This is a genomic window from Cupriavidus sp. 05L310 (assembly GCF_056398185.1).
In genome coordinates this window covers 44,962-69,559 of record NZ_JBFTOX010000052.1, presented here as the reverse complement: position 1 = coordinate 69,559, position 24,598 = coordinate 44,962, and the positions used below count along the sequence as shown (strand labels likewise).

General features: G+C 62.3%; 21 protein-coding genes and 3 pseudogenes. 7 read left to right on the top strand and 17 right to left on the bottom strand.

Features of this window, described 5'->3' with window-relative positions:
• From AC1DS6_RS31110 to AC1DS6_RS31070, 9 genes and pseudogenes are all read right to left on the bottom strand, one after another.
• The coding region (locus tag AC1DS6_RS31110; RefSeq protein ID WP_477103865.1) for an alpha/beta fold hydrolase at positions 1–476 on the bottom strand (476 nt) is incomplete at its 3' end.
• 277 nt (positions 477–753) lie between these two features.
• Positions 754–1,122, bottom strand: a pseudogene (locus AC1DS6_RS31105) (TetR family transcriptional regulator C-terminal domain-containing protein).
• A 298-nt stretch (positions 1,123–1,420) separates the two neighbouring features.
• Positions 1,421–2,854, bottom strand: a complete 1,434-nt coding sequence (pdxR, locus tag AC1DS6_RS31100) for a MocR-like pyridoxine biosynthesis transcription factor PdxR (RefSeq protein ID WP_477103864.1) — start codon at positions 2,852–2,854, stop codon at positions 1,421–1,423.
• Positions 2,855–2,898: 44 nt separating this feature from the next.
• Positions 2,899–3,810 carry a LysR substrate-binding domain-containing protein gene (locus AC1DS6_RS31095; protein WP_477103863.1) on the bottom strand — a complete coding sequence of 304 codons (912 nt, stop codon included), beginning with the start codon at positions 3,808–3,810 and terminating at the stop codon, positions 2,899–2,901.
• Positions 3,811–4,179: 369 nt separating this feature from the next.
• Positions 4,180–5,199 carry a glutathione S-transferase family protein gene (locus tag AC1DS6_RS31090; RefSeq protein ID WP_477103862.1) on the bottom strand — a complete coding sequence of 340 codons (1,020 nt, stop codon included), beginning with the start codon at positions 5,197–5,199 and terminating at the stop codon, positions 4,180–4,182.
• Positions 5,200–5,290: 91 nt separating this feature from the next.
• Entirely contained in the window at positions 5,291–6,889 is a 1,599-nt protein-coding gene (locus AC1DS6_RS31085; protein WP_477103861.1) for an amidase, read from the bottom strand.
• A 48-nt stretch (positions 6,890–6,937) separates the two neighbouring features.
• The gene (locus AC1DS6_RS31080; protein WP_441629683.1) at positions 6,938–7,849 is read right to left on the bottom strand and encodes a LysR substrate-binding domain-containing protein; all 912 of its coding nucleotides are present in this window, start codon (positions 7,847–7,849) and stop codon (positions 6,938–6,940) included.
• A gap of 302 nt (positions 7,850–8,151) precedes the next feature.
• A complete protein-coding gene (locus tag AC1DS6_RS31075) occupies positions 8,152–9,060 on the bottom strand; it encodes a SphA family protein (RefSeq protein ID WP_477103860.1) in 909 nt (302 codons plus the stop codon).
• Between the two features lie 178 nt (positions 9,061–9,238).
• Entirely contained in the window at positions 9,239–9,922 is a 684-nt protein-coding gene (locus tag AC1DS6_RS31070) for a nitroreductase (RefSeq protein WP_477103866.1), read from the bottom strand.
• A gap of 260 nt (positions 9,923–10,182) precedes the next feature.
• On the opposite strand from AC1DS6_RS31070, the gene AC1DS6_RS31065 reads away from it, so the two are divergent.
• From AC1DS6_RS31065 to AC1DS6_RS31055, 3 genes are all read left to right on the top strand, one after another.
• Positions 10,183–11,301, top strand: coding sequence for an iron-containing alcohol dehydrogenase (locus tag AC1DS6_RS31065; protein ID WP_441629674.1), 1,119 nt, complete (start codon positions 10,183–10,185; stop codon positions 11,299–11,301).
• 175 nt (positions 11,302–11,476) lie between these two features.
• Complete coding sequence (locus AC1DS6_RS31060) at positions 11,477–12,385, top strand: tryptophan 2,3-dioxygenase (RefSeq protein WP_441629673.1); 909 nt, start codon at positions 11,477–11,479, stop codon at positions 12,383–12,385.
• Position 12,386: 1 nt separating this feature from the next.
• Positions 12,387–12,779 (top strand): hypothetical protein, encoded by a 393-nt coding sequence (locus AC1DS6_RS31055; RefSeq protein WP_441629672.1) that lies wholly within the window; start codon positions 12,387–12,389, stop codon positions 12,777–12,779.
• A 91-nt stretch (positions 12,780–12,870) separates the two neighbouring features.
• Here AC1DS6_RS31055 and wrbA read toward each other — a convergent pair whose 3' ends face one another.
• The 3 genes and pseudogenes from wrbA to AC1DS6_RS31040 form a co-directional block, all read right to left on the bottom strand.
• Positions 12,871–13,497, bottom strand: coding sequence for an NAD(P)H:quinone oxidoreductase (gene wrbA, locus AC1DS6_RS31050; RefSeq protein WP_441629671.1), 627 nt, complete (start codon positions 13,495–13,497; stop codon positions 12,871–12,873).
• Between the two features lie 17 nt (positions 13,498–13,514).
• Positions 13,515–14,465, bottom strand: coding sequence for a ring-cleaving dioxygenase (locus tag AC1DS6_RS31045; RefSeq protein WP_441629681.1), 951 nt, complete (start codon positions 14,463–14,465; stop codon positions 13,515–13,517).
• Between the two features lie 427 nt (positions 14,466–14,892).
• Positions 14,893–15,474, bottom strand: a pseudogene (locus AC1DS6_RS31040) (carboxyl transferase domain-containing protein); the annotation flags it as partial.
• Positions 15,475–15,806: 332 nt separating this feature from the next.
• On the opposite strand from AC1DS6_RS31040, the pseudogene AC1DS6_RS31035 reads away from it, so the two are divergent.
• Positions 15,807–16,049, top strand: a pseudogene (locus AC1DS6_RS31035) (Tn3 family transposase); the annotation flags it as partial.
• A 193-nt stretch (positions 16,050–16,242) separates the two neighbouring features.
• Positions 16,243–16,635, top strand: coding sequence for a hypothetical protein (locus AC1DS6_RS31030; protein WP_477103859.1), 393 nt, complete (start codon positions 16,243–16,245; stop codon positions 16,633–16,635).
• A 94-nt stretch (positions 16,636–16,729) separates the two neighbouring features.
• Here the strand turns inward: AC1DS6_RS31030 and AC1DS6_RS31025 are convergent, their stop codons facing one another.
• Entirely contained in the window at positions 16,730–18,109 is a 1,380-nt protein-coding gene (locus AC1DS6_RS31025; RefSeq protein WP_477103858.1) for an amidohydrolase, read from the bottom strand.
• A 565-nt stretch (positions 18,110–18,674) separates the two neighbouring features.
• Here AC1DS6_RS31025 and AC1DS6_RS31020 point away from each other — a divergent pair.
• Both AC1DS6_RS31020 and AC1DS6_RS31015 read left to right on the top strand, forming a co-directional pair.
• Positions 18,675–19,226 carry a TetR/AcrR family transcriptional regulator gene (locus AC1DS6_RS31020; protein ID WP_441629668.1) on the top strand — a complete coding sequence of 184 codons (552 nt, stop codon included), beginning with the start codon at positions 18,675–18,677 and terminating at the stop codon, positions 19,224–19,226.
• A gap of 124 nt (positions 19,227–19,350) precedes the next feature.
• Positions 19,351–20,079, top strand: a complete 729-nt coding sequence (locus tag AC1DS6_RS31015) for a TetR/AcrR family transcriptional regulator (protein WP_477103857.1) — start codon at positions 19,351–19,353, stop codon at positions 20,077–20,079.
• A 21-nt stretch (positions 20,080–20,100) separates the two neighbouring features.
• Here AC1DS6_RS31015 and AC1DS6_RS31010 read toward each other — a convergent pair whose 3' ends face one another.
• The 4 genes from AC1DS6_RS31010 to AC1DS6_RS30995 form a co-directional block, all read right to left on the bottom strand.
• The gene (locus tag AC1DS6_RS31010) at positions 20,101–20,961 is read right to left on the bottom strand and encodes an FAD binding domain-containing protein (RefSeq protein WP_477103856.1); all 861 of its coding nucleotides are present in this window, start codon (positions 20,959–20,961) and stop codon (positions 20,101–20,103) included.
• Positions 20,958–23,333, bottom strand: a complete 2,376-nt coding sequence (locus tag AC1DS6_RS31005; RefSeq protein ID WP_441629665.1) for a xanthine dehydrogenase family protein molybdopterin-binding subunit — start codon at positions 23,331–23,333, stop codon at positions 20,958–20,960. The genes AC1DS6_RS31010 and AC1DS6_RS31005 overlap by 4 nt, the downstream gene beginning before the upstream one ends.
• Before the next feature lies 1 nt (position 23,334).
• Positions 23,335–23,874, bottom strand: a complete 540-nt coding sequence (locus tag AC1DS6_RS31000) for a 2Fe-2S iron-sulfur cluster-binding protein (protein WP_441629664.1) — start codon at positions 23,872–23,874, stop codon at positions 23,335–23,337.
• 62 nt (positions 23,875–23,936) lie between these two features.
• Positions 23,937–24,416 (bottom strand): SRPBCC family protein, encoded by a 480-nt coding sequence (locus AC1DS6_RS30995; protein WP_441629663.1) that lies wholly within the window; start codon positions 24,414–24,416, stop codon positions 23,937–23,939.
• Between the last annotated feature and the right edge of the window lie 182 nt (positions 24,417–24,598).

The following is a 24,598-nucleotide window of genomic DNA, read 5'->3' as shown; positions in this document are numbered from 1 at the left end:
TACCGGGCCACCTCGCCTCCCCCCGTGGAGAAACCCACCAGGATGGCGTCCCGCAGGTCAAGGGTTTCGAACACAGTGGCCAGATCGTCGGCATAGGTGTTCATCTCATTGCCGTTCCATGGCTGGCTTGAACGGCCGTGGCCACGACGGTCATGTGCAACGGCGCGGTACCCTTCCGACGCAACCAGCATCATCTGGGATTCCCAACTGTCCGAGCTCAGTGGCCAGCCATGACTGAATACAACGGGGCGACCGGCGCCCCAGTCCTTGCAATAGAGCTGGGTGCCGTCCTTTGCCGTGATATAGCTGCCTGAAGCCTTTCCGCTCGCCCTTGCGGTGTTCGTCTTGTCTGCCGACGGTGCTGCCGCCGCAGGTCCGGGCAAGCCGGAAGCCACCAGCGCGCTGGCTGCGGCCGCGCTGCCCACCAGCAGGTTACGTCGCGATAGGCCTTGATCGAGGCTGCGATCTGAAGACATGGTGAGACTCCTTTATTGGCGCGTGCGCGCGTTGCCTTGAATATGTCTGAGCGTCAGGTTCTTGGTCATGGTGCCGATGCATGCTGGTTTGTGCAGGCTTCAATGTAGTTGGGCGATGACACAGGCAACAGGCACATCTTTATCGTTTTCGACTGGGCCATCGACATGGGGCGGCATGACCTATGGTTGCTAGCGCGTCGACCAGGTGATCTATTGGCGCGAGTGCGCAGTGCCTGATATATATGATCAGTCGTCTTTTTAAGGCCGCAAAAAAATTTCAGTACAACAACCGCTTGGGGGTGACTTGCTGAAATCGTCGGCAGGCGTCGCCATTGCGCTGGACCTTGCTGCGCAGGACCGCCCCTTCCCAGGCTTCGATAATGATGGACGCGAGCTGCTCGGAATCTACGTCCGCCGCAGTTCCTGGCGCAGCCTGGCCTCATCAAGGCAGGCATGTGATCATGCCTTCCCAGCGCGCCAGAATGCGCTCCAGAGCCGTTCGGACTTCACCGCTGGTATTGGACAATTCGAGAGAAAGGTTGCCCACAAGGCATCCGAGCGTGAAATCTTGTGCCGCGTGGTCCGCCACCAGCAACTCGAACAACTTTCCGATCCTGGCCAACGGCGCGATGCGCGCGTCATACATTACTTTGGCATGGCATTGTTCAATGGAATCCCAATAGGCTTCGAGCACTTCGGCGGCAAAGGCTTGCTTGCTGTCGAAATAGCTGTAGAAGGATCCCTTGGGAACATCGGTGGCACCGACGATGTCCCGCGCCAGACCCGTTGAAACCGGCGCTGTGAATCACACGAGCACCGTCGATGAGCAGCCGGCTACGGATCTCGGGGTTGGCGGGTCTTGGCATGTCGCAATAGTTGCTAAGCAGATGCGGAGAGCAATAGACGACTGGTTGATTATTTGCCAAGCGTCCCATGACGATCGCCTATGCTTTCAGCGCGCGCATCAGTTCGGCAACCAGGCGATCGGCTTCAGTCTGACTGCGCAGATTGGTAAAGCCCATCATCAAGCCACGCCGCCCTGGCGCACCATGCCGCCAGGCGGTCAGCGAATGGACGGCGAATCCTGCCTCGCGCGCGCGGCGGGCCATCGCCAGATCGTCAAGATCGTCCCTGACGTCGACCAGAAGGTGCATGCCGCCATCCTGCAGGCAAACAGTGAAGCCGTCCGTTTTGTATGGCGCCAGCGCCTCGGCCAGCATTGCGCGTCGTCGTGCGTAAAGCGTGCGCATGCGTTTGATGTGCCGGGCGAAGTGTCCCTGCGCAATAAACTCCGCCGCCACGGCTTGCAAGAGTTCGGGGCAGCCGCCATGCACCATGCGCCTGCAGGCCAGATTCATGGTCGGCACCAGACTTTGTGGCACGACCACGTAAGCGAGCCGTAGTCCCGGGTACAGCACCTTGCTAAGCGTGCCGCAATAGATCACCCGGTCGCATGTGTCCAGGCTCTTCAGGGCCGGCAACGGGTGGCCGCGGTAACGAAACTCGCCGTCGTAGTCGTCCTCGATGATCCATGCGCCCCGCTCACCGGCCCAGTCGAGCAGTTCGACGCGACGTTGCAGTGTCAGTGCCACGCCAGTCGGGCTCTGGTGCGATGGCGTCACTACGGCCAGGCGCGCCTCTGGAAAATGCTGACGCCCAAATTCGACGTCGAGGCCATGATCATCCACTGGCACATTCCGGACCTGCAGGTTCAGGCGCCTGAGTGACTGGGCTGTCGGAGGGTAGCTGGGATCCTCAACCCAGGCGCTTTCGCCCGCCAGCCTGAGCGCATCCACAATCAGCGCAAGGCTGGCCGTATATGCCGGCACGACGAACACCTGGTGCGGCTGGGCGTCGATGCCCCGTGAGCGCTGCAGGTAAGCGGCCAACGCTTCTCGCAGCGGGCCAAATCCGGCTGACGCCGGCCTGGTCAGCGAGCCGGCGCTGCGTATTTGCCGAGCCATCAACCTCGTCCATAGTTTTCGCGGGAACTCATCCAGCGCGGGAAGCCCGAGTTGCAACGGCACGGGGATTCCACCATCCGTTTCGATCGAAAACTCGGTAAGTTCCTGGTCCGGTGGCGTGCGGCTGGATCCAGCCGCTGCGGCCACGCGGTGGGGGCGCGATGGCGCAATTTGCGCGGAAACGAATGTCCCCGCAGGGCCTCTGGCGATCAGGTAACCTTCGCCCAAGAGTCGGTCATAGGCGACCTGAACGGTCCCGCGCGCCACTCCGAGCTCGCCCGCAAACGCACGCAAGGATGGCACCCGCTGCCCGGGTTTCAGTTGCCCTTGCTGAATCGAGGCACGAATCCGGGCGTAGATCTGCTCATGCAGCGGCGCTGCGTTGGATGGATCCTGAGCCGGTAACTTCGTCATAGCCTGGCAAATAAAAAAAGATCCCGTACCCGCGGCTTGCCAGGTCAGCTTCGGTCGAAAGCCGTCACCTTGGGCATCACCACGGCAAGATAGTCGACCAGTGTACGTACTGCCGGCAGCAGGCCGGTGCGATAGGGAATCAGCGCCGTGATGCGAGCATCCGCGGCCATCCATTCGGGCAGGATCTGCCGCAGCGCGCCGACCCTCAGTTCGGCCTGGCAGACGTATCCGGGCAGTGCCGCAACGCCGATGTTGGCACAAGCGGCCTCTTTCAGCGAAATCAGGCTGTTGCTCTGGAATCTCGGGTCAATCGGCACCACGACGACGCGTTTGTCCGGCCCCTGCAGCTGCCACTGCTGCGCTCCCTTGCTGACCAGTGCGATGATCGAATGCGACGCCAATTCCTCCGGCTGTTCCGGTTGGGACACCCGTTCGAGATATTCCGGCCCTGCGAAGAGATACCACGGCGCGCGTGCGAGCGGACGCTGTACCAGATTGGAGTCCTGGAGCTGGCCCGTGTGGCCGCGGATCGCCAGATCGAATCCCTCTCCAACGATGTCCACCATCCTGTCCGTGGCGGTCTCGATGATTTTGACCTTGGGATGGTCGGACAGGAATGTGGACAACACGTGACGCAACGCAAACTGCGCAATCTCCGCGGCTACAGTGACGCGGATCACACCGCTCGGCTCCGCAAGCCGCTGACGCATGGCTTCCTCGGCAACCTCCGCGCTGCGCAGCAGCGCCATGGCGTACTGGTAAAACTCCTGGCCGACCTCGGTCATGGCGAACTGGCGCGAAGTCCGGTTAATGAGCCGGACTCCCAGCGACGCCTCCAGTTCCTTGACCCGATGGCTCAGCGTCGACTTGGGCAGCCTAAGCATCTCGCCGGCCGAGGTGAACCCGCCGCGGTCAACCACCTGTACGAAGTAATAGACGTCCTTCAGATCCAGCATTGCTTGGGGCGCGGATCATTGCCGGCGGTGGCAACGGTTCGGATGTGGGTGTGATCTTGATCCCCGATCATACCCCAGGGCGCGCATCCGCGGATCCGGGCAAACCTTGGCGCGCACCACTGCGCCGGCCCCGATCGTTCAGTTTTTCCTACACGTTCCGACAGCTTCAGTGATGCCAAGAAGCCCGACGACGACCACCTGGCCGTGGCCCGATTCCAGGGCCGCAGGGTGACACCGCTCGCGCGTGCGTTGCACTGCGAGCAAGAACCCGTGGCAGCCTGAGAAAGCAAATGGGCGGAGATGCAGAGTCTCCGCCCATTCCCCTCCTGCCACAGGCACCGGCATTGATCGGTGCCTGTGGCAGGAGGACTACACCGGCACCGCCTCCCCGCAGCCGGCAATGACATGCATATAGCGCGAAGGCGGCATGGAATCGACAGTGGCCTGGACCGCTTCCGTGCACAGGGACGGACGCCTGGCCAGCGCATCAACATATCGCTCGACGTTGGGCAGGTTTTCCCACATCGACGCAAGCCCCAGATAAGCCATCCGAACCAGATTGACACCCCACAGCACATCGCCGAGCGAGAATGATTCCCCCCTGAGGTACGGTGACGACGAACCAAGCGCATGGTCGAGGTCCGTCAAGAGGCCCGCGACGTGCCGACGTGCGGCGCGCTGAAATGCCGCATCGTGGCAGACCGACTTGCCGCCCCGCTCCTTCGCGATCTTCGCGCGATAGGCCGCAATGAGCTCCGCATCGTCGGCATTGGCGTCAATCATGGCTTCGAGCGCCTTGATCTTGTAGTCGTAGACCGTTTCCATGGCCGTCTTGAGCGCTTCAGGCCGCAGGTCGGCATCGGGATGAAAGCCGTAGAGCAAGGTGCCGTTCGGGATCTGATCGACGATGCTCACCTGGTGCATCACCTGGGCACGCACATCGGCATCCTCCGGCACGAGATGAACGGGATCGCGCGACACCGCATCGAGATAGCAGCAGATCCGTCTGGAATCGGCAATGACACGGCCAGCCTCGTAGTCCACAAGCAACGGGACCGCGCAGGGATCAAAGCCTTCGGTCTCCACCGAAGTACGCCCGCTATAGCCGCTGACAAGTTCCCGCCCCACTTCCCGGCCTGCAAGCAACCGCAGTCGGACGTAGGGCGGATGGTAGTGCTCGGCTGGAACAACGCCATCCGGACCCATCGAACCGAGGATCATCATATTGTTCGAACGGTACGGCAACTGCTTCTCGAACAATACCGTGCGCACTTTCTGCGAGCAGAGTGAACTGGCCGCGTGGAACAGTTCGAAGCGCGGGTTGGCGTCACTACCCACGAGAGAGATTCGCGCGGGGTCCGCGATGGCGGCACGGGCACCGGCCGCCATATTCGTCAATTTGTCATGGCTCATTGCTGGTTTCCTGGCACTCAGGTTTGGCGCTATCGTTCATCGTTATCTCCTGTTCTTGGGTTGACGTCTAGCAACTCTTGTTGGCGGTGCCCGTTCGCAGCATCAGCTCCATCTGCTGTGCAATCTGCAGCAGCGCACCGTCGTCGCCGGGCTTCGCGACGATCTGCAAGGCAGCGGGAAGGCTGCGTTCGCCGGTCGCCAGGGGAATCGAAATGGCAGGAAATCCCGCGACATTGAACGGTGCCGTATAGGTCATCAGCGCCTCTCGGACCGTGCCGGTCCAAGCGCCAATGCTCACGGTACCGGCATCGAGATGCGGTGCGGTGCACGGGCATGTCGGCAGCACGAGATAGTCAACCGTCGACATCACCTCGTGCAGCCTTGTCGTGAAACTTCGCCTGGTCTGCTGGGCCGCCGCATAGGCGCGCAGGTCCATGGTTTCCGCGCGTTTCAGCCGGTCGACGGTTTCCGGATTGTAGTGCGTCGAGATACGGTCCCAGTCGTTGCGGCGGAAATGCTCGATGCCGCCTTCGATCAGGACGATGTTCGCGAAGGCACCGAATACCGCATCGAACAGGCCGGAAGTGCTGACGTTCACACAGGAAAAGACCTGCGCCAGCCGCTTCATCGCGCCATCAAATGCCGCTGCAATTTCCGGACTGAGTGGAACCGGTGCGATGTCACGAATGACGCCCAGCCGTGCGGACAGCCACGCATCGCTCTCGGGAACCCTGATGTCAATCGCATCGGCGAGCAACAGCACGTCGTCAACCTGCTCGCCGAGCAGGCCAACGTGGTCGCAAGTGGGCGCCAGGGGGAACACGCCGCGCGTGGATAACGTGCCGAGCGTGGGCTTGTATCCGACGACGCCGCACAGCGCGGCGGGAATCCGGACCGAGCCGCCGGTATCCGTGCCCACGCCCGCCATGATGGCACCGTGCGCAATCGCCGCCGCGGCGCCACCACTGGAACCCCCGGGTATGCGTGTATGGTCCAGCGGATTCAGGGTATCGCCAAACCTGGCGCTGGCGGTTGTCACGCCCCACGCGAATTCGTGGGTCGTGGTCTTGCCGATGATGATCGCGCCGCGCTCCACCAGAGTTCTCACGATGTCCGCATCGGCGGCTGGCACATGACCGAGATAGGCTGCGGAACCGTAGCGGGTCTCCATGCCCTTGGTGTCGATCAGATCCTTGACCGCAATGGGCAGTCCCTCCAGTGGCCGCGGCCGGCGTTCGCCATAGCGGCGGTCGCTTTCCGCTGCCGCCTTCAGGGCACGGTCCCAATCGATCGCCGAGAATGCATTGAGCAGCCGCTTGCTGGCTTCCGCGCGTTCGAGTGCCTGCTCCGTCAATGCCGCCGCGGTGAATTGCCGCGTGGCAAGGGCATCCAGCGCGTTGCGCAAGCCCATGGAATGCGGGGCCGTCGTTCGGGATGGGCGTCGGATGCCGTGCTGGTCGAGCGACCCGACAGCCGTCGGAAGTATGTCGTGGCCAGAGAAGATCGCATCTCGTGGCTGGCAGTTCAACTGGTTCATGTATTCCACTCCAGGGTGACGTTGCGGTTGGCTTATCCCTGGTTGGAAACGATAGTTGATCGGCTCGGCCTTGGAAGCTGGCTGGCGCCGAACGCAGCGTCCATGAATATGGAACGCCCGGCGGGACACACGGGGCGTGGCCCGCGTGGCTTTGGAGGCAGAGGAGTTAGCGCCGGGTCAGCGGCCGTCGAACGCGGTGACCTTGGGCAACTCTACGGCGAGGAAATCGACCAGCGACCGCACGGCGGGAAGCAGTCCGGTCCGATACGGCATGAGGGCCGAGATGCGCGCATCCGCGGCGATCCAGCCCGGCAGGACTTGCCGCAGCACGCCAGCCTGCAGCTCGGACCGGCAGATATACCCGGGCAGGGCTGCCACGCCAACGTTGGCGCAGGCTGCCTCCTTCAGGGACATCATGCTGTTGCTCTGGAATCTTGGCTCGATCGGGATGGTGACGAGCGTGCCGTCGGGGCCTCGCAGTTGCCACTGCAGCGGCCCTTTGCGCACCATCGAGACGATGGCATGGGATGCAAGTTGCTCCGGCTCCTCCAGGAGTGGCCTCCGTTCGAGGTAGTCGGCACCCGCAAACAGGTACCATGGCGCCCTGACAATGGGCCGTTGGACCAGGTTGGAATCCTGCAGTGCCGAGGTATGTCCGCGCAGCGCCAGGTCGAAGCCCTCGCCGACAACGTCGACGAGCCTGTCCGTGGCGATTTCCACGATGCTGACCTTGGGATGGCTGCTCAGGAACGTCGGCAGGACCTGGCGTAGCGCAAACTGCGCAAGCTCGACCGCTACCGTCACGCGAATGATCCCGCTGGGTTCCGCGAGCCTCTGGCGCATCGCCTGTTCCGCGACGTCGGCGCTCTGCAGCAAGGCGACAGCGTACTGGTAGAACTCAGCGCCTACGTCGGTCAAGGCAAACTGGCGCGAGGTCCGGTTGATCAAGCGGACGCCCAGCGAAGCCTCCAGCTCCTTGACCCTGTGACTTAACGTGGACTTGGGCAGCCCCAGGCTGTTGCCGGCAGACGTAAAGCCACCGCGGTCGACCACTTGCACGAAGTGAAAAACGTCTTTCAGGTCCAGCATCTGGCTGCCTTGGTAGCGGTTGGGTTGGGTTGGGTTGGGTTGGGTTGGGTCAATGGTGTGTGCTTTCCATCGATGGTACTGCAAGGGGTGCGCGCAGTGCCACGGTCGAACACCCCCCAATGACCGCCATTGCCGTGGCAGGCGCCCGCTCGCGCCACGACCGTCAATGCGCCCGAACCCCACCGATCGCGGCAAACTTGGCAGAAAACGACACCACGTCGCCGTAGACTACGAGCGAACGCATGCGCAGCTTGCCGGGTTCGGCAAGCTGCGTATTCGCTTCGAACGTCGCCTCATTCCGATCAAAGAGGGAAACACAGTTCAACCCAGAACTTGTTGCCTTGCGGCCGATTCTGCACGGCGAACTCGCGCTGATACTTGAGCACAATGCCTGCCGCCGGCGACCACATGTATCGTAGTTGCGGCCCGACTGCGACAGATTTTCCGCGAAACCCATCCGCTCCTACGGGCACGCCGTTGACTTTGTCATCGGTGAACTGCTTCAGGAGGTATCCTTGAAGTCCGAGCTGGAACTTGCTGTTAAGCGAATATCCAACAACATATTCAAGTGCTGCAACGGCGCCAGAGTGATATCGAGTCGCCGAGTTCGGTGAACTGATCTCTACGAGCGTGGTGGTGGAGACTTCAACTGCGGGCGTGGGGAACCATGTGGTACTGATGTGCGGTATTAGCGCATATACACTCCGACCAGTGTTCGCCACTCGGTTGGCGGAGTAGGACCCGCTCGGCACTGCGACATTGGTGGCGAGGAAGGCGAAGAATGTTCGCGATGGATTTGAATAATCAATGAGCCACGGCTCAAGAATGATGTCTCCAATTCCATAGCGCTTGCCGCTGCCGCCTGGCGTTTCCAGCCCAAGATGAACGAGCGGGACGATTGCACCACTGGACACAGTAAAGGGGCCGAATGTGGTGCCCCATGTGTGAACGACACGCGGGGCGTCAGCAAACGTGTTCAAGTGGAAGCCGGGAACGAGACTTCCTCCATGCGGGCCAGCGAATTTTCCGGCATTGTAGTAAAGCGTGTAGTTATAGAACTGGGTTTCACCAGGCGGTGGCAAGATTCCATTCAATACGGTATTGACGCCAACAGGGTAACTGGTCTGGCCATTCTCGGTTGCCTCAACCTTCGAGGCGAGCCAGCATGCGAGCGCAACAACCGTCAAAAATCTCGCGGGCACTTTAATCATGTCTCCTCCGTCTCTTTATTCTCTTTTTCGGCTGAGGGCTCCGGGCATCCGCATCAGCCGGTTAAGCGCGCCTACGCTAACTATTCGACATCTCCGCAACTTGCCGAGACTCGCTAACGATGGCTATCGCTTCTTCGTGCTTTTCCAGGTCAAGGAGCGACCCGGACGGTTCCGGGGGTCAGCAATCGACGAACGAGACGAACTCGTCCAGTTCCAGCTTGCTAAGCGCCATGTTGTTTTCCGGAATATTGTTGTCTGCATAGCCGAGTGACATTCCGGCCACGATCATCTCCTCGTCGGGAATGGCGAGGCTTTCACGAAGCACTGCCGATTGCAGCGACCAGATCTGCTGCGGGCAGGTATCCAGCCCCCGGGCGCGCGCGGCCAGCATGATGTTCTGGAGAAAGCAGCCGTAGCAGATGAAGCTGGCCCATTCCAGGCGCCGGTCCATGGTGAAGATCAGTCCCACTGGCGCATCGAAGAACCGGAACTGCCGTTCGACGTCGCGCCGGCGCCCGACGATATCGCTCCTGTGCACGCCCTGCGCATCGCCCAGCATCCCGCGAAACGTATTGAAGCGCGACGAGAATGGTGCCGGCAATTCCTTTGGAAAGAACGGGTAGTCGGGAGCCAGTCCCTCAGGATCGGCGCGATACGCCTCGACCGCGGCTCCCGCAATCTTCTCGCGAGCCTTTCCAGTCAGTACATAGCAGCGCCAAGGCTGCGTGTTGCTTGAACTCGGCGCGTATTTCGCGACCGACAGGATGTCCCTGACAGTCTCGAGCGGCACCGGCTGGTCAAGGAAGCCGCGCTTGCTGTGGCGTCCGCGAATCAGCGCTTCTGTAATCTGGATTGCCTCCATCTTCATGTCTCCGTTCTCGTGGTGGGGGTCGCTACGGTGGAAAGGATCATAGACACGTCCCCTGCCTTGTGAAGACGGCAAAACTTGAAAGCTTCGTCCGGAAACAACGAACGACAGGCCCCCGTACGCACATGTGCGGCGTCCAAAATCCTGGACGCTCCGTTCTCAAATCCCGCGCGCACGCGCGAACCCGATTCGCCTATCTTCCTACTCGGGATCGGAGCCCCCGATCGCATACGAAAACATGGTGGAGAAGTGGAATGAACCAGTTGAAATGCTTGCCGCAGGAAGAGATTGTCTGGGGACACGGAGTGCTGCAAACCGTCGCCCCCTCCATGGGGAACTACGGCATCCGCCGTCCGATGACGTTCACCGTGGAATTCCTTGAGGCCTTGAACCGCGAGTACCTGCAGCCTGCCATCGGCGACGGCGTGGGCACCTTCACCGGCCTGCCGCCGCATGTGCCCGATTTCGCCGTACGCGACGGACTGCGTGCCTGCATCGAGGCCAATGCGGGATCGATCATCGCCCTCGGCGGCGGCTCTGTACTCGACGCCGCAAAGGCAGTCTCCTACCAGCATTTCCAGCAGACAGGCCGCTACCTGCCCATTGCCGCGATTCCGACGACCCTGTCGGGTTCGGAGTTCTCCCACTACTTCGGCGTGACGGAAACGGACGGTCCCCGGAAGTTCAAGCGCAGTTATGCCGTGCGCGAAACGACGCCCAGGCTGGTGGTGATCGACCCCCGGATGATTGTCGACACGCCACGTATGCTGCTGCTGAGTTCGGCCATCAAGGGGATCGACCATGCGGTGGAAGGCATGCGCCGGGTCGGCGTGGACCACCCACACGCCATCCAGGCCGCCAGGGGCGTGGAGCGCTTTCTTGCCGTGCTGGAGAAGTGGCCGCGCAAGCTCGAAACGCCCGAGGCCATCGCGGGCGGCCACGTGTCGACCGACGACCTTTTGCAGCTTCAGCTCGCCGCGTGGCAGTGTTACTTCTATCCTGCTTCGGTCATCTACGGCCTGAGCCATCGCATCGGGCACATCCTCGGCGGGACGTTTGGGGTACCGCACAGCGTGACATCGTGCATTGCGCTGGCGCCCGTCATCCGCGCCTGCGCCGACGCCTATGGCCGAAAGCTCGAGATTTTTTCCACGGACCGTGGCATCCGCACGCCCGCCGCATTCCTCGCTGACCGCATTGAGGCAGCCGTGGACGCACTGGAATTGCCGAGCCGGCTAGGCGACCTCGATTTCGATCGGGCGAAGCTTCCCGAGATGGCGGCCCTGCTCAAGCAGAACTATCCCTCCGAGGTCGGCGACCTTGGCGAGGATGCCGGCGCGAAGCTGGATGCGTTGTTGGAGAGCCTGTGGTAATGACCGGCCGGCCATCCGACACCTTCCCGCATCCCGTCGGCCTGCGCCACGCGCTCGATGCCCTGGCCAGTCGTCAGATCACCGCAACAGGCCTGACGCAGATGGAGTCGATGCAGCGGACCGTCGCCGTTCCACAAAACTTGCCTGACCCTACCACCACCACGAGGAGACCAAAGTGAACGATACCGTCAAGCCCGCATCCCCGGTGCCGGCCGGAACGCCAGCCGGGCATACGCCATACAGTGACTGGTTACAGACAGACGTGCTCCACTCGCTGCAGCACCCGGTCAGCGACCATCCCGGCGAGCACGCCTGGATCGTATCGGCGCAGGTGTCCGAGCTGTACTGGATGCTGATCATCAAGGAAATACAAGCCGCGCAGGCGCAATTGCGTGCCGATGACCTGATCGGGGCCTGCCGGACGCTGCGGCGCGTCGTCGCCCACCACGAGCCGCTCAATGCCACATGGCGCTCCATCGCGTGGATGACGCCTGTCGACCTGCTCGCCATCCTGTCCTGCGTTGGCCCGAAGTACGGCAAGGACACCGCCCTCCAGGGCTGGACGTACCGGCAGATGGTCTACCTGCTCGGCATCAAGCAGGGGGAGCACCTGCAGCACTTCCTGCCGCAGCCCCGGCGCTGGGCACAACTCAGCAAGGCGCTGGCAGAGCCGAGCCTGTATGACGACGTGCTCGCCCACCTGAGCCGCAAGGGCTTCACCGTGCCGGCGGTGGTACTCGACCGCGATTTCAGTGTGCCCTACACGCCGGACAAGGTGGTCGAGAACGTCTGGCGCGAGGTCTACGCCGACCCGGAAGAGCACCGGGAGCTGCAGCAGCTCGGCGAGACGCTGGCCGACATCGCCGAGGGATTCTCCGCGTGGAAGCACCTGCACCTGATGGCAACGCGCCGGACGTTCGGCGCCCGGCCGGCCTACTTCGGCACCGAGGGCATTGCCTGGCTTCTGCCGACCATGAACGAGATCCCGTTCCCGGAACTCTGGTCTGCGCGCGGCTTCATCGGCGATCCGCCCGCGGTATGTCCGCACGCTCGCGGACAGGGAAATGCCCGGGCCACGGAGTGACGTGCTCAAGACGGTCATGGAAACGGTCTACGATCACAAAATCGCGGCGCTCGAGTCCATGATCGTCAACCATGCCGGGGATGCAGGACCTGTTGCCGCCTGTCGCACCAGGATCGCGAAGGAACGAGGCGGCATTGCGGTCCGCCGCGATGCCGCATGCCAGCGGACCGCACGCCATCACGTTGAAGGCGTGTTGAAGGCACTGGACCGCACGCCGCGTTCCGCGCCAGCCCTGTATCTCGCGGGATGCGCGTTCGCCCTTGGCGATGTGCTTTGGGTTGTTAACCTGGTGCGGCTGGCGTATCTGGGGTTCATGTCGATATGGGACGACCTGCTACCGCCATCGCGCCGGATCGATGCCATGGCAAGCTGCGTGGAGACTGCGCCAGCCTGAGCGGTTGCCATCGTGTCATCGGCCTGTGGCGATGCAGGAATCGGGCGGAGACTGCGAGTCTCCGCCCCTTTTTACGATTAGGCTTTTACTTTCAGGCTGCCACGGGCTGCGGCTGGACGTGCAAGGCGCGGGCGACGGTCGTCACCCTGCGGCCCTGGAACCGAGCAACCGCCAGGTGATCGTCGTCGGGCTTCACGGCGTCACGGTGCGAGACGTGAGTCGCGCCGTACGGGGTGCCGGCCTTGAACATCGCCGCGTCGGCATAGCCCAGCGGCACGATGATCAGGCCCAGGTGCGCCATGGGCGCGTAGGTCGCCAGCAGCGTGGCTTCATTGCCGCCGTGGCGCGAGGACGTCGAGCCGAAGACCGAGCCCACCTTGCCATTCAGTTTTCCCGCGAACCAGAGGCCGCCGAGCCCGTCGATATACGCCTTGAGTTCGGCCGAGATCGACCCGAACCGCGTCGGCGTGCCGAACACGATGGCGTCAGCCCACTCAGCATCGGCTTCGGTCGGCGCCTCGTATTTCGCGTTCATCTCCGTGGCGTTCTCGAGCCAGCCCGGCGCCTGTCGCATGACGTCGGGGCCGACAACCTCCCGCACACGCCGCATGCGGACTTCTGCGCCAGCCTCGAGGGCCCCCTCGGCGACAGCCTTGGCCAGCATCTCGGTGGAACTGTTTCGTGAGTAGAAAACAATCAGTACTTTCGGTTTTTGCATGGTGATCCCCGGCAACGTCATACAGAGATGGGCTCGAGCCGGCCCAGCAGCTCGTCCTTGCGATCCGCCAGCCAGGGCGGGAGCTGAAATTCCTCGCCAAAATGGCCTGGCTCTTCATCGATCGCGAAGCCGATGTCGGTGGTGGTCGCCTCGAACATCACGCCGCCGGGCATCTTGAAGTACATCGAGCGGAAGTAGTTGCGGTGCACCGATTCGGACGTATCGATGTAACCCAGGGCAAACATTCTCTCCTTCAGGATCGCCTGCTGCTCCACGTTGTCCACCGCGAAGGCCACATGGTGGACCGTGCCTTCGCCGTAGATCGACGAACCCTGGTGCCGGTCCGGCTCATGCAGGAACTCGACGATCATGCCCGGGCCGCCGTTGTACGTCTCGAAGCGGTAGTAGGATCCCGCCTGGCCTGCGTACCGGAAACCGATCGCTTCGCTCATGAAGCGGATCGATTCGGCGACTTCCCGCAGCGACAGCGTGATGCTGTGGACGCCGCGGATGGCATGGGCTTCGGGGATATCGCTGGCCACGCAAGCCGGACGCGAATCGAGATCCGTTTCGACGAGATCGAACTCGATGCCGCACGGATGTTGGAACCGCTGGCGGCGCTCTCCGAAGCGCTCGACGATCTCGCTGTCATACGGCACATCCATGGCATCGAAGCGGCGGCGCCAGAATTCGAGCGAGCCCTTGGGAACCGAGTAGTTGATGACCCGCACCTGGCCCGATCCCGGACGCGCCATGACGCCCCGCTGCCGGAACGGGAACGACGTCACAAGGGTCCCTGGATCGCCATTCGCGTTGCCATAGTAAAGGTGGTAGATGGGATCCTCGCCGTCGAGAAGCACGGTCTTCTTCACGAGGCTCTGCCCGAGCAGCTTGACGTAGAAGTCCACATCCTCCTGTGCGTGCCTCACGCCGAGGGTCAGATGATGAAATCCCTTGAGCATTAACATTGTCCTCTCCAGTTTGAAATAGGCATGTAGAAACAGCGCATAGCCGCTCCTGTGCAACAGCTTATGACGGCAGATACCGATTGGGCAGCCGTCACGGGTTGTACGCAGGGTTCTGCAAACTTGGACAATGCCGCCCTGTGAGGCGCGGTGCTCGAGGTGGCGCGGGATGCAATTCCCGACGCTGTCGGGACGCAGACGCGGCAGGGCACCAAGGTTTTCCCGGGTGTCGGTGTGCGCCAGCGTTGGAGTATGATCGGGCGTCACCCACTTACCCCCGCAAAAGTCGCCGGCACCGGAATGGCCGGCGAGTCCCCATGCCATGCTCGATCTGAAGGATCTAGTGAGCCCGTCAAGATCCCTCCTAGCTTGCTTGAGTAGCGTCGCGGTCGCACGGTTGCATGAAGCTGGTGGCCTTCTGCGCAGCCTAGCTGAACAGCACGCCATTGTTGGCGAGGATGCCAATCTTGTAGCCCCACAGATAAGCGTAGCCGCATACCAGCGTGGTGCCGTAGTCGGGCTTGTATTCATGGAACAAACTTCCGTCGACCAGGCGCGCGATCACCTCACGCATGTCGAACTGCTTCTTGATGTCGTCGGGAATGATCCCTTATAGCTCCTCTGATTTCGCGTGCCAGCGCGATGCGGTTTCTGAGTCAACGGCGTAGTCGGCCGTACCCGAGATGCGCGTGTGCACATCCGCGCCGCCCAGTTCGGCCGCGCTGATGTATTCGCCGGTGGCGGCCTTTACCAGCGGCGGGCCATCCAGTGCGATCTTGAGCGCGCGGATGGATTTTTTTGCGCCGAGCAGATAGACAGCACCACCCTTGATGGTGCTGTCGTTGGCCAGCACCATGACTTCGCGGCCGTTGACCACGCCGATGCCGGAGACCACGCCGGTGCCCTTGATGTGCGCGTCATACTTGGCATGATTGGCAGCGAGCGGTGACAACTCCAGGAACGGGGTGCCGGGATCCAGCAGCAAGTCCAAGCGCTCGCGCACCAGCAGCTTGCCCTGGTCGCGTAGGCGCTTGATGTCGCGCTCCGGCCGGTGATGGCGGACGTCCTGCATCATCCCCAGGAATTCCGCGCGCACGCGCAGGTTGTGCGCACGGTTGGCCTGGAAACTCTCTGAACGCGTGTTGATACGGGATTCGATGCGGCGCATGCTTACTCCTTCCCTGCTTCGAGCCGCACCAGCAACGCGTCCGGTCGAACAAGTCACCCTTTGCACAGGGAATTTCCGCGACCATGCCATCGCCGGCCGCTTCCAGCGGTGAGTTGCATTTTCATACTCTCGATCACGATCATGGTTTGCCCCGCGCTCACGCGCTCGCCGACGGCTTTGCGTTCCGGGAACTGGGCCGCGTCATCCGCACGCTGTTCTTGCTGAAGTACCTGAACGAGCCGGAGCTCCGGCGTACCATTCATGCCACGACGAACAAGAGTGAGCAGTTCAATGACTTCGCGCAGTGGTTGATGTTTGGTGGCGACGGGATCATCGCCGAAAATCTGCGGCACGAACAGCGCAAGGTGATCAAGTACAACCAACTGGTCGCCAACATGGTCATCCTCCACAACGTTCAGTGCCTCCATGCTCACCGCGGCCTACCATATGCTCCACGATGGCGTTGAGTACGCCGCCTTGGTTCCGTTACTTCGACCGCCATCATGTCGACAAGACCACCCGTCGCCTGCTCAAACGCCTCGCCGATCTCGGCTGTCAAGTGGATCCGATGCCTCATGCTGTTTAGCGCTTCTTACTAGTGAGATTCACTCGTTGAGCCAACCGCGCGCGGCGCTGCTGGCCTTCGGCGTGGCGGCGCTCGCGTATAACGTACTGAGCGTGATTGCGAGTGCGGTGAGAATCCGGCATGAACTGGATACCAGCGACATCGAGCTCTCACCGTATTACCTAGCCAGCGAAATCCGGGCAACTTTTGCTGGCATGATGATCGCGGTGCCGCCCGAGGTGTGGCAGGCGTATGACCTCCTCACCCCAGCTCAGGTCGGTCGCGAGTTGATCAAGATCGCGGCGCACGTTGATCCCCGCGCGATGCGCAAACATACGCGGGGACCGAAAGCGCCGAAGAAGAAAGGCTATGTGGCCGGATGCGTAGCACTGCGGCATGTTTCTACCGCCCGTGTCATCAAGACTGGACGTGTCGTTTAATCACCTTGAGAGGGGTGGCTCCAAGAGGGCGGCAACGCGGAAGAACCGCCGTTGTAGCCGCCACGACCGCCTTGCAGCGCACGGCCCCGGGCGCTCAGCGTTGCGCCATCAGCATGTAGTCTACCGTCAGGTTGGACAGCGCGCGCACGCCGTTGATCAGGGCCGGCTCATCCACATGGAACTCGGGTGAGTGGTTGGAGGCCGCCTTGCTCACATCCTGGCCCTTGGGCGTCACGCCGAGGTAGAAGAACAACCCCGGCACCTTCTCCTGGTAGAACGAGAAGTCCTCCGATTCGCTCCGCTTGGGCGCGATCATCCAATTGCCTTCGCCAGCCACCCGCTGCAAAGTGGCCGCCATCTTCTCGGTGAGGGCCGGCTGGTTGATGGTGGCGTTGTACAGCTCCACCACGCGGAAGTTGGCCTCGGCGCCAGCGCTGGTTGCCATGGCCTCGGTGGTGCGCTTCATGCGGGCATGGATGTCTTTCTTCATGCCTTCGTCATAGGTGCGGATGGTGCCCATCATCTCGACCTTCTCCGGCACGATATTCATGCGGTTGCCGCCGTGGATGGTACCCACGGTGATCACCGACGGCTCCAGCATGGCATCGACCTGGCGGCTCTGGATGGTCTGCAGGCCCATCACGATCTGCGACGCCACCACGATCGGGTCGATTCCGCCCCACGGACGCCCACCGTGCGCCTGACGGCCCTTGACGTCGATCCAGAACTGGTCGGCCGCCGCCATCGACGCACCGCTGCGCCAGCCGAGCTTGCCGGATTCCATGCCGCTGGTAACGTGCAGGCCGAAGATGGCATCGACCTTCGGGTTATCCAGCACGCCTTCGGACACCATTTGCTTGGCGCCCCACATATTGGAGCCGTTGGGTTCGAAGTCTGCCGGACTTTCCTCGGCCGGCTGGAAGATGAATTTGACCGTGCCCGGGAGCTGATCCTTCATGCCGGCGAGCACCTCGGCTGCCGCCATCAGTATCGCCACGTGGGTGTCATGGCCGCAGGCGTGCATCACGTCGACTTCCTTGCCCAAGTACAGACCCTTGGCCTTGGACGCGAACGACACATCGCCCCGTTCCTTGATCGGCAGTGCATCCATGTCGGCGCGCAGCGCCACCACCGGGCCAGGCTTGCCGCCCTTGAGCACGCCCACCACACCGGTCTTGGCTACGCCCGTCTCCACTTCCATGCCCAGCTTGCGCAGGTGGTCGGCGACAAGCTCCGCGGTGCGGGTCTCGTAGTTGCCGAGTTCCGGATGCTGGTGGATGTCGCGGCGCCAGGCGATGAGCTGGGTTTCGACGGCCTTGGCGCGCGTTTCGATCTGTACGTGCAGGGTGTCGGCGCTGGCAGGGGCCGGCGCGGTCTGCGCCAGCGCGGCGTTGCAGAGCAGGCCGGCGGCGAGTGCGACGCTGGCGAGAGCAATGAGGGTGGTGGAACGGGATGCGGTGTGACGGACAGCCATGCGGGATCTCCTTCGTTGTTGTTGGGTTGATGCAGGCAGTGTTGCGGGATGCAGGTGCAGTCTGCCGCGAGAAAAGCTGCTGGCTTTCTTCCCTCCTTGCTGCGTTTTCATGCGAATACCTCCATATCGTTATCTGAGCCTTTTCTGTCGTGTGCCGTCCATTCCTCCTCCTGTGCACTACCTTGGCCAATCCGAATCAGCGCCCTCGACAGGCCCGCGCCGGCGGGAAGTGGCACCCGGGTCCCGCAAAATGATGATCGTCATATCGCGAAGCGAAGAAACAGCGATATCGCAAGAAGATGCCGCCATGTCCATGCCGCAGTTCCATGACGATCCCTCTATCTCGACCACTAATGTATCCGTTGTCTACATGCTAGACAGGGTAACCGGCAGGGTCAAGGAAGATCACGCCACCCTCCCCTCGATGCTATCCTTAAGGGCAAGATTGGGAGTGCGGGATACGCGTCACTGCGCGTTGACATCCAGAAAGAATTGGATGCCATGATGATCGTAATGCTATATATTGCAGAGGCAAATAGGCTCTTGAACTCTTCCCACCCTGACCATGCGTTATTCACACGACCAAAAAGCCGAAACCCACAAGCACATCGTCAAGGCGGCTTCGACGCAATTCCGCAAGCACGGTGTCAATGGCATCGGCGTGGCGCAGTTGATGAAGAGCGCCGGTATGACGCACGGCGGCTTCTACGCTCACTTCGAGTCGAAGGACGCCTTGATTGCCGAGGCAATCGATGCCGCCTTCGACCAGACCATGGGGTTGCTCGATCAGGCAGCGCGAGCCGCGCCGCCCCCTGAGCGCAAGGGCGCCATCGTTCGCGCCTATGTAAACAAGAAGCACCGCGACAACCCTGGATCGGGTTGCGCGATCGCGGCGCTCGGCACGGATGTTTCCCGCCTTGACGCCAAGACGCGGCTGCGCTTCGAGGCGCGGGTCGCGTCGCTGATCGAACTGGTCGCGGGGGGGGATGATGAGGCTTCGCGCAAGGATGCGATCGTCACGCTCGCTTCGATGGTTGGCGGCCTCGTGCTGGCCCGCGCCGTCCGCTCGGAAGCGCTGTCCGCGGAGATCGTGGACGCTCTCCAGTCATCGCTGTAGCGCAGCGGCCTGCGGCCAAGCCAAGGCGAAATGCGTCGCGTCCGTTGCACGCGCCGCGGCGAGTCAGGGGACTGGGATGGGTTGGCGCTAATATGGAGGCCTGACGACACCGCGAACCGCACTGATGACCACTTCCACGACCCGCCCAACCCGCCCGGCTCGCCCGGCTCGCCAAAGCTATCACCATGGCAATCTGCGGGAAGAAATGATCCGCTGCGGCAGGGAGATCCTGGCCGACAAGGGCGTCCACGGACTGACGCTGCGCTCCGCGGCCAAGCTCGCGGGGGTTTCCCACGGCGCGCCGCGCAACCAGTTTGCCGACAAGGAGGGCCTGCTGGCCGCCATCGCCGCCGAAGGATTCCGTGAACTGGTTGCCGTGCGCCGGGCCCGGCTGTCGCCTGAGATGACTGCCGAGGCGCGGCTGCTCACCGTCATGGACGGCTACATCGAGTTCGCCGTCAGGAATCCGGCCCTCTTCTACCTGATGTTCGGGCCGCAGATCGAAGATAAGGAAAAGTATCCCGAGCTGCTCGAAGCAGGCAATGCGTCTTACCAGCTCTTGTCCGGCGCGGTCCAGGACTACTTCCGGGAGAACCACCTGGCTGAGCAGTTCGATGACATGATGGTGCGCTCCGCATGGTCGGCCATGCACGGCGTCAGCATGTTCTTCAGTGCCAAGCCGACCGGACCGAGCCCACGTCCGAAAGTCGCGCTCGCGCAATGGCGGCAGAGCGTCCAGCAGTTCGTGCTGACCGGTCTGCTGGCGGCAGGGAAGAAGAAGGCGGCGGCAGTCGCTTCGGATACGGCCGCAAGCAAGCCAAGGGCAAGGCCACGCAGCGCCGTGCAGTCGTAGCCCTCCCGGCGTTGCAACACTTCAGCCCCGTGGTTCGAGGGCTTCGAGAAGCGCCCGCTTCAGCATGACCCTGCCCAGCTGAAGCCGGTATGGGCCATCCGCAAAGTTGTCTTCCAGCGGGATCACGTTGGCGAATGCCGCCTCGACGATGGCGTCGGCCTTATCCCTAATGTCGGTGAAGTTGCCTTCCAGCAATGTCTCCGCCGCCGTTGCGCGGAATGCCGTGTCGGCGACGCCGGTGATACCGATCCGCCCCCAGGCGTAGCCATCGTTGACCACGCCGATCGCGACCGCTGCAGCGGCCACCGCGTAACCTGACGAAGGATGCCTGAACTTGCGGTATGCGACCCGCGTTGCGGCCGGCAATAACACATGGATACGCGTCAGGACTTCGTCTGGCTGCACGACCGAAGACATGAAGTCGACAAAGAACTCATGCGCGGGGATGCGCCTCGTGCCTTGTGCGCCCGCTATCTCCATCTCGGCTCCGGCCGCAAGCACTACAGCCGGCCAGTCGGCCGAAGGGTCGGCGTGCACGAGCGCTCCGCCGATCGTCCCGCGGTTCCTGACCGTCGGATCGGCAATCACGCTCGCGGCGAGCGGAAACAGCGGTGCCAGCTGCTTAAGTTCCGAGCTCGCTTCCAGTTCGGCGTGCGTCGTCGCGCTGCCGATCGAGATGCCATCCTGATGTACCGCGATGCCACGGAGTTCAGGCAGGCGGCCGATATCGACCAGTAAGGCCGGCCTGGCCAGTCTCAGTTTCATCATCGGCAGCAGCGTATGGCCGCCGGCAAGGATCTTGGCGTCGGGGTTCTGCGCCAGCACGGAGATCGCCTGTTGCACACTGCCCACCCTGAGGTACTCGACTTCGTAGGGAATCATGTCGCACTCCGGCTCGTCTCGTGAATCGCACGCCAGATCTTTGGCGGCGTTAGGGGCATATCGAGATGGGATATGCCGAATGGCTTCAATGCATCGCATACCGCCGCGACGATCGCGGGCGGCGCCCCTACGCAACCGGCCTCACCGATCCCCTTCGCGCCCAGCGGGTTGGACGGCGCCGGAGAAACGTGGAAACCGGTGCGCATGCGAGGTATCTGCTCGATGCGCGGGAATCCATAGTCGAGCAGCGAACCCGAAAGCAGTTGCCCGGCCTCGTCATATTTGGCCTCTTCGAACAAGGCCTGGCCGATGCCTTGCGCGATCCCGCCGTGCATCTGGCCGTGGCAGAGCATGGGATTGATCATGACGCCAACGTCATCCACCGCCACATAGTCGAGAATCGTCACCGTGCCGGTCTCCGCATCGACCTCCACGACAACTGCATGGCAACCGTTCGGCGCTCCCAGGGCGGCCGGCTCATAGAAAACGCGTTCATCCAGGCCGGCTTCAACGTCCCTCGGCAGCTTGTGCGCAAGATATGCCATTCTTGCGACCCGCGCAAAGGGAATAACGGTGGGGTTGGCTGCGCTTGTGAACTGGCCATCCGCATAGTGAACCTCCTCTTCAGGAACCTCCAGCATGAGACCGGCAATCCGGCGTGCTTTTGCCAGGATTTTGCTCGCCGCCATATAGGCAGCGCTTCCCCCTACGGGCATTGACCGCGAATTGAAGGTGCCATGGCCCGCCAGCACGCGGTCGGTGTCGCCCTGAACGACATCGATATCGTCCATCGGCAGTTGCAGGACCTCCGCGACGATCTGCGCAAAGCTCGTGGCGTGGCCGTGGCCTTGCGGCATCGATCCGCTGAAAAGCGTGACCTTGCCATCGGAATGCACGCGGACATGCGCGCTCTCCCAGCCGCCCCGGTCGAAGCCGACCTTCTCCAGCATCGGCGAAATGCCCATTCCTACGAGCTCGAGATAGCAGATCACCCCGATGCCGATGTATTTACCCTGCTTACGCAGCGTCGCTTGCTCTTCCCGCCAACGCTGGTAGCCGATCAGCTTGGTCGCCTTGGTCAGGCAGGCCTCGTAGTCGCCGGAGTCCCATTTGCCGCGCGCGCCGTCGTGTGGCTGGTAAGGGAACTGATCCGCCCGCACCAGGTTGCGGCGTCGCAGTTCGACCGGATCGATGTCGAGTTCCCCGGCCACCGCATCCATCAGCCGCTCGATGATATAGGCGGCTTCCGGCCGTCCGGCGCCCCGATAAGCGTCGACCGGCGTGGTGTTGGTCGTCACCAGATGGACCTCCGTGTCGACCGACGATATCTGGTAGTTTCCCGTGATGTAGTTGGCCGTGTTGATGGTAGGGATGCCGGTCGCCATATTGGAGAGATAGGCGCCGAGATTGGCGAACGATCGCAACCTGATTCCCAGCACCTTGCCGTCCCTGGTGACGGGTGCTTCCACGTATTCCGTATGCGCACGGCCGTGCGTGGTCGCAACATGGTTCTCGCTGCGCGTCTCGGTCCAGCTGACCGGAAGGCCGAAGTGCCGGGATGCGAACGCCACCAGCACCTCTTCCGCATAGAAGTGCATTTTCGCGCCGAAGCCGCCGCCGATATCCGGCGCCACCAGCCGGATCCGGTGTTCCGGCCACCTGAGCGTTTCCGCCAGCCAACGCCGCGACATATGCGGGACCTGCGTGGGGACGATAAACGTCAGGCGCTCTTCAATGGGATCGAAGTTCGCACAAAGGGCCCGAGGCTCAAGGGGACTGGGTATCAGCCGCTGGTTGACCAGCCGGATCGACACGACCCGGTCAGCTTGCTTCACCGCCTCCTCGTAGTTGCCACCCTTTTGCCGGAAGACGCCAATGCGATTGCCGGGGACGTTGTCGTGGAGCTGGGGCGCCGACGCAGTCAGCGCAGCTTCCGCGTCGACGACTGTCGGAAGCTCCTCGTAGTCGACCGTGACAAGCTCGGCGGCATCCGCCGCGATCTCGCGCGTCTGTGCCACCACCAACGCCACGGCCTCTCCGGCGTATCGCACGCGGTCGGCGGCAAGGGGAGGATGCGGCGGCACCTTCGAGTTGCCCACGACCCAGTTCGGCCGGATGTCGCCGACCTTGCCCCGGAGGTCGGCGTAGGTCAGTACGCCGATCACGCCAGGCAGTGCCCGCGCGTCCGCCGTATCGATGCCGCGTACGTTGGCGTGAGCAAAGGGCGACCTGACGAAGGCCGCGAAGACCATTCCCGGGAACTGATGGTCATCGGTGAACTTGCCCCGACCGCTCATCAACCGCTTGTCTTCACGGCGCCTGACGGACTTGCCGATGTACTTGGTCGCACTACCGTTCTGTGCTTCGCTCATCTCAATCCTCCTCACGGGAAGCGGACTGCAGCCTCGTCGCGGCGAGCAGCACTGCGTCGACAATGTTCTGGTACCCGGTGCAGCGGCACAGGTTGCCGTGCAGCGCTTCCCTGACTTCGTGTTCGGAAGGCGCTGCCTGATGTGCAAGGAGCGCGCGTGCCGCAAGCAGCATTCCCGGGGTACAGAATCCACACTGGAGACCATGCAGCTCGTTGAAGGCTTCCTTCAGGACGGTCGTCGTGTGATCGTTGTCCATCCCTTCGATAGTATGGAGCTCGCAGCCATCGGTCTGGGCAGCAAGTACGGTGCACGACTTCACGGTCGTTCCGTCGATCAGCACCGTGCAGGCGCCGCACTGCGAGGTGTCACAACCGATGTGGACGCCGGTCAGGCGTTTCTGGTCCCGCAGCAAATGCACCAGGAGCCGCCTCGGCTCGATCTCTGTTGTGCCGCTCACGCCATTGATAGTGTTCTCTATTTTCACTGTCGCCTCTGTGTCTCCGTTTGCCCCGCCGGCATCAGCGCCGGGCTTCACAGTCATAGTATTATGATTATCATACTATGGAAGAAAAAAAAGAGCTGATCTTCCCTGGCCGGCCGAGCCTAGTCAGGGGACGACGCAAGGGAGCTGCCCCCACCTTCCTCAAGACTCACCAGCTTTTCAAAGCGGGAAAAGAACTCCGCTAGGAACTTGTTCGCCACGGCGCCGACCAGGCGGGATCCGATCTGTGCCAGTTTCCCTCCCATCTGCGCTGCGGCAACGTAATGCAGGGCCGTGCCGCCTTCGACGACTTCCAGCCGGACGTCGGCGCCCAGCTTGCCGAAGCCCGCGATGCCACCACTGCCGCTGCCCTCGATGTGATAACCAATGCCCTCCCTGTGGTCGGAGAAGCGGGCCGTGCCCTTGAAACGCGCCTTGATCGGCCCGACAGCGGCGACGATTACCGCGTCATAGCCGCCGTCATCGCCCTGCAGGTATTGCTCGCATCCCGGCAAGCATTGCTGGAACGTAGCCGGATCATTCAACCGCTTCCAGACCTCTTCCCTGGACGCCTTGATGACTGTTTCACCAGTGAATTCCAATTTCTACCCCTCCGTTTTGTATCGCCCCTTTCGGCCCAACGTCAATATAGTCAGTGTCTATATCCTAGAGAGCGTGTTGGGGACCGTCAAGAGATGGGGAGGCAGGTAAACCCGAACAATGCTCACGAATTCTTGACGTTGCCAAGTTCGCCCGCCTACGATGTAGACAGTGGATACACTGA

Coding starts and splice junctions, on each gene's coding strand:
- pdxR (WP_477103864.1), bottom strand. CDS start 2,854: ATGACGAAGTTACCGGCTCAGGATCCATCCAACGCAGCGCCGCTGCAT.
- AC1DS6_RS31095 (WP_477103863.1), bottom strand. CDS start 3,810: ATGCTGGATCTGAAGGACGTCTATTACTTCGTACAGGTGGTTGACCGC.
- AC1DS6_RS31090 (WP_477103862.1), bottom strand. CDS start 5,199: ATGGCGGCCGGTGCCCGTGCCGCCATCGCGGACCCCGCGCGAATCTCT.
- AC1DS6_RS31080 (WP_441629683.1), bottom strand. CDS start 7,849: ATGCTGGACCTGAAAGACGTTTTTCACTTCGTGCAAGTGGTCGACCGC.
- AC1DS6_RS31075 (WP_477103860.1), bottom strand. CDS start 9,060: ATGATTAAAGTGCCCGCGAGATTTTTGACGGTTGTTGCGCTCGCATGC.
- AC1DS6_RS31070 (WP_477103866.1), bottom strand. CDS start 9,922: ATGGAGGCAATCCAGATTACAGAAGCGCTGATTCGCGGACGCCACAGC.
- AC1DS6_RS31065 (WP_441629674.1), top strand. CDS start 10,183: ATGAACCAGTTGAAATGCTTGCCGCAGGAAGAGATTGTCTGGGGACAC.
- wrbA (WP_441629671.1), bottom strand. CDS start 13,497: ATGCAAAAACCGAAAGTACTGATTGTTTTCTACTCACGAAACAGTTCC.
- AC1DS6_RS31045 (WP_441629681.1), bottom strand. CDS start 14,465: ATGTTAATGCTCAAGGGATTTCATCATCTGACCCTCGGCGTGAGGCAC.
- AC1DS6_RS31025 (WP_477103858.1), bottom strand. CDS start 18,109: ATGGCTGTCCGTCACACCGCATCCCGTTCCACCACCCTCATTGCTCTC.
- AC1DS6_RS31020 (WP_441629668.1), top strand. CDS start 18,675: ATGCGTTATTCACACGACCAAAAAGCCGAAACCCACAAGCACATCGTC.
- AC1DS6_RS31015 (WP_477103857.1), top strand. CDS start 19,351: ATGACCACTTCCACGACCCGCCCAACCCGCCCGGCTCGCCCGGCTCGC.
- AC1DS6_RS31010 (WP_477103856.1), bottom strand. CDS start 20,961: ATGATTCCCTACGAAGTCGAGTACCTCAGGGTGGGCAGTGTGCAACAG.
- AC1DS6_RS31005 (WP_441629665.1), bottom strand. CDS start 23,333: ATGAGCGAAGCACAGAACGGTAGTGCGACCAAGTACATCGGCAAGTCC.
- AC1DS6_RS31000 (WP_441629664.1), bottom strand. CDS start 23,874: ATGACTGTGAAGCCCGGCGCTGATGCCGGCGGGGCAAACGGAGACACA.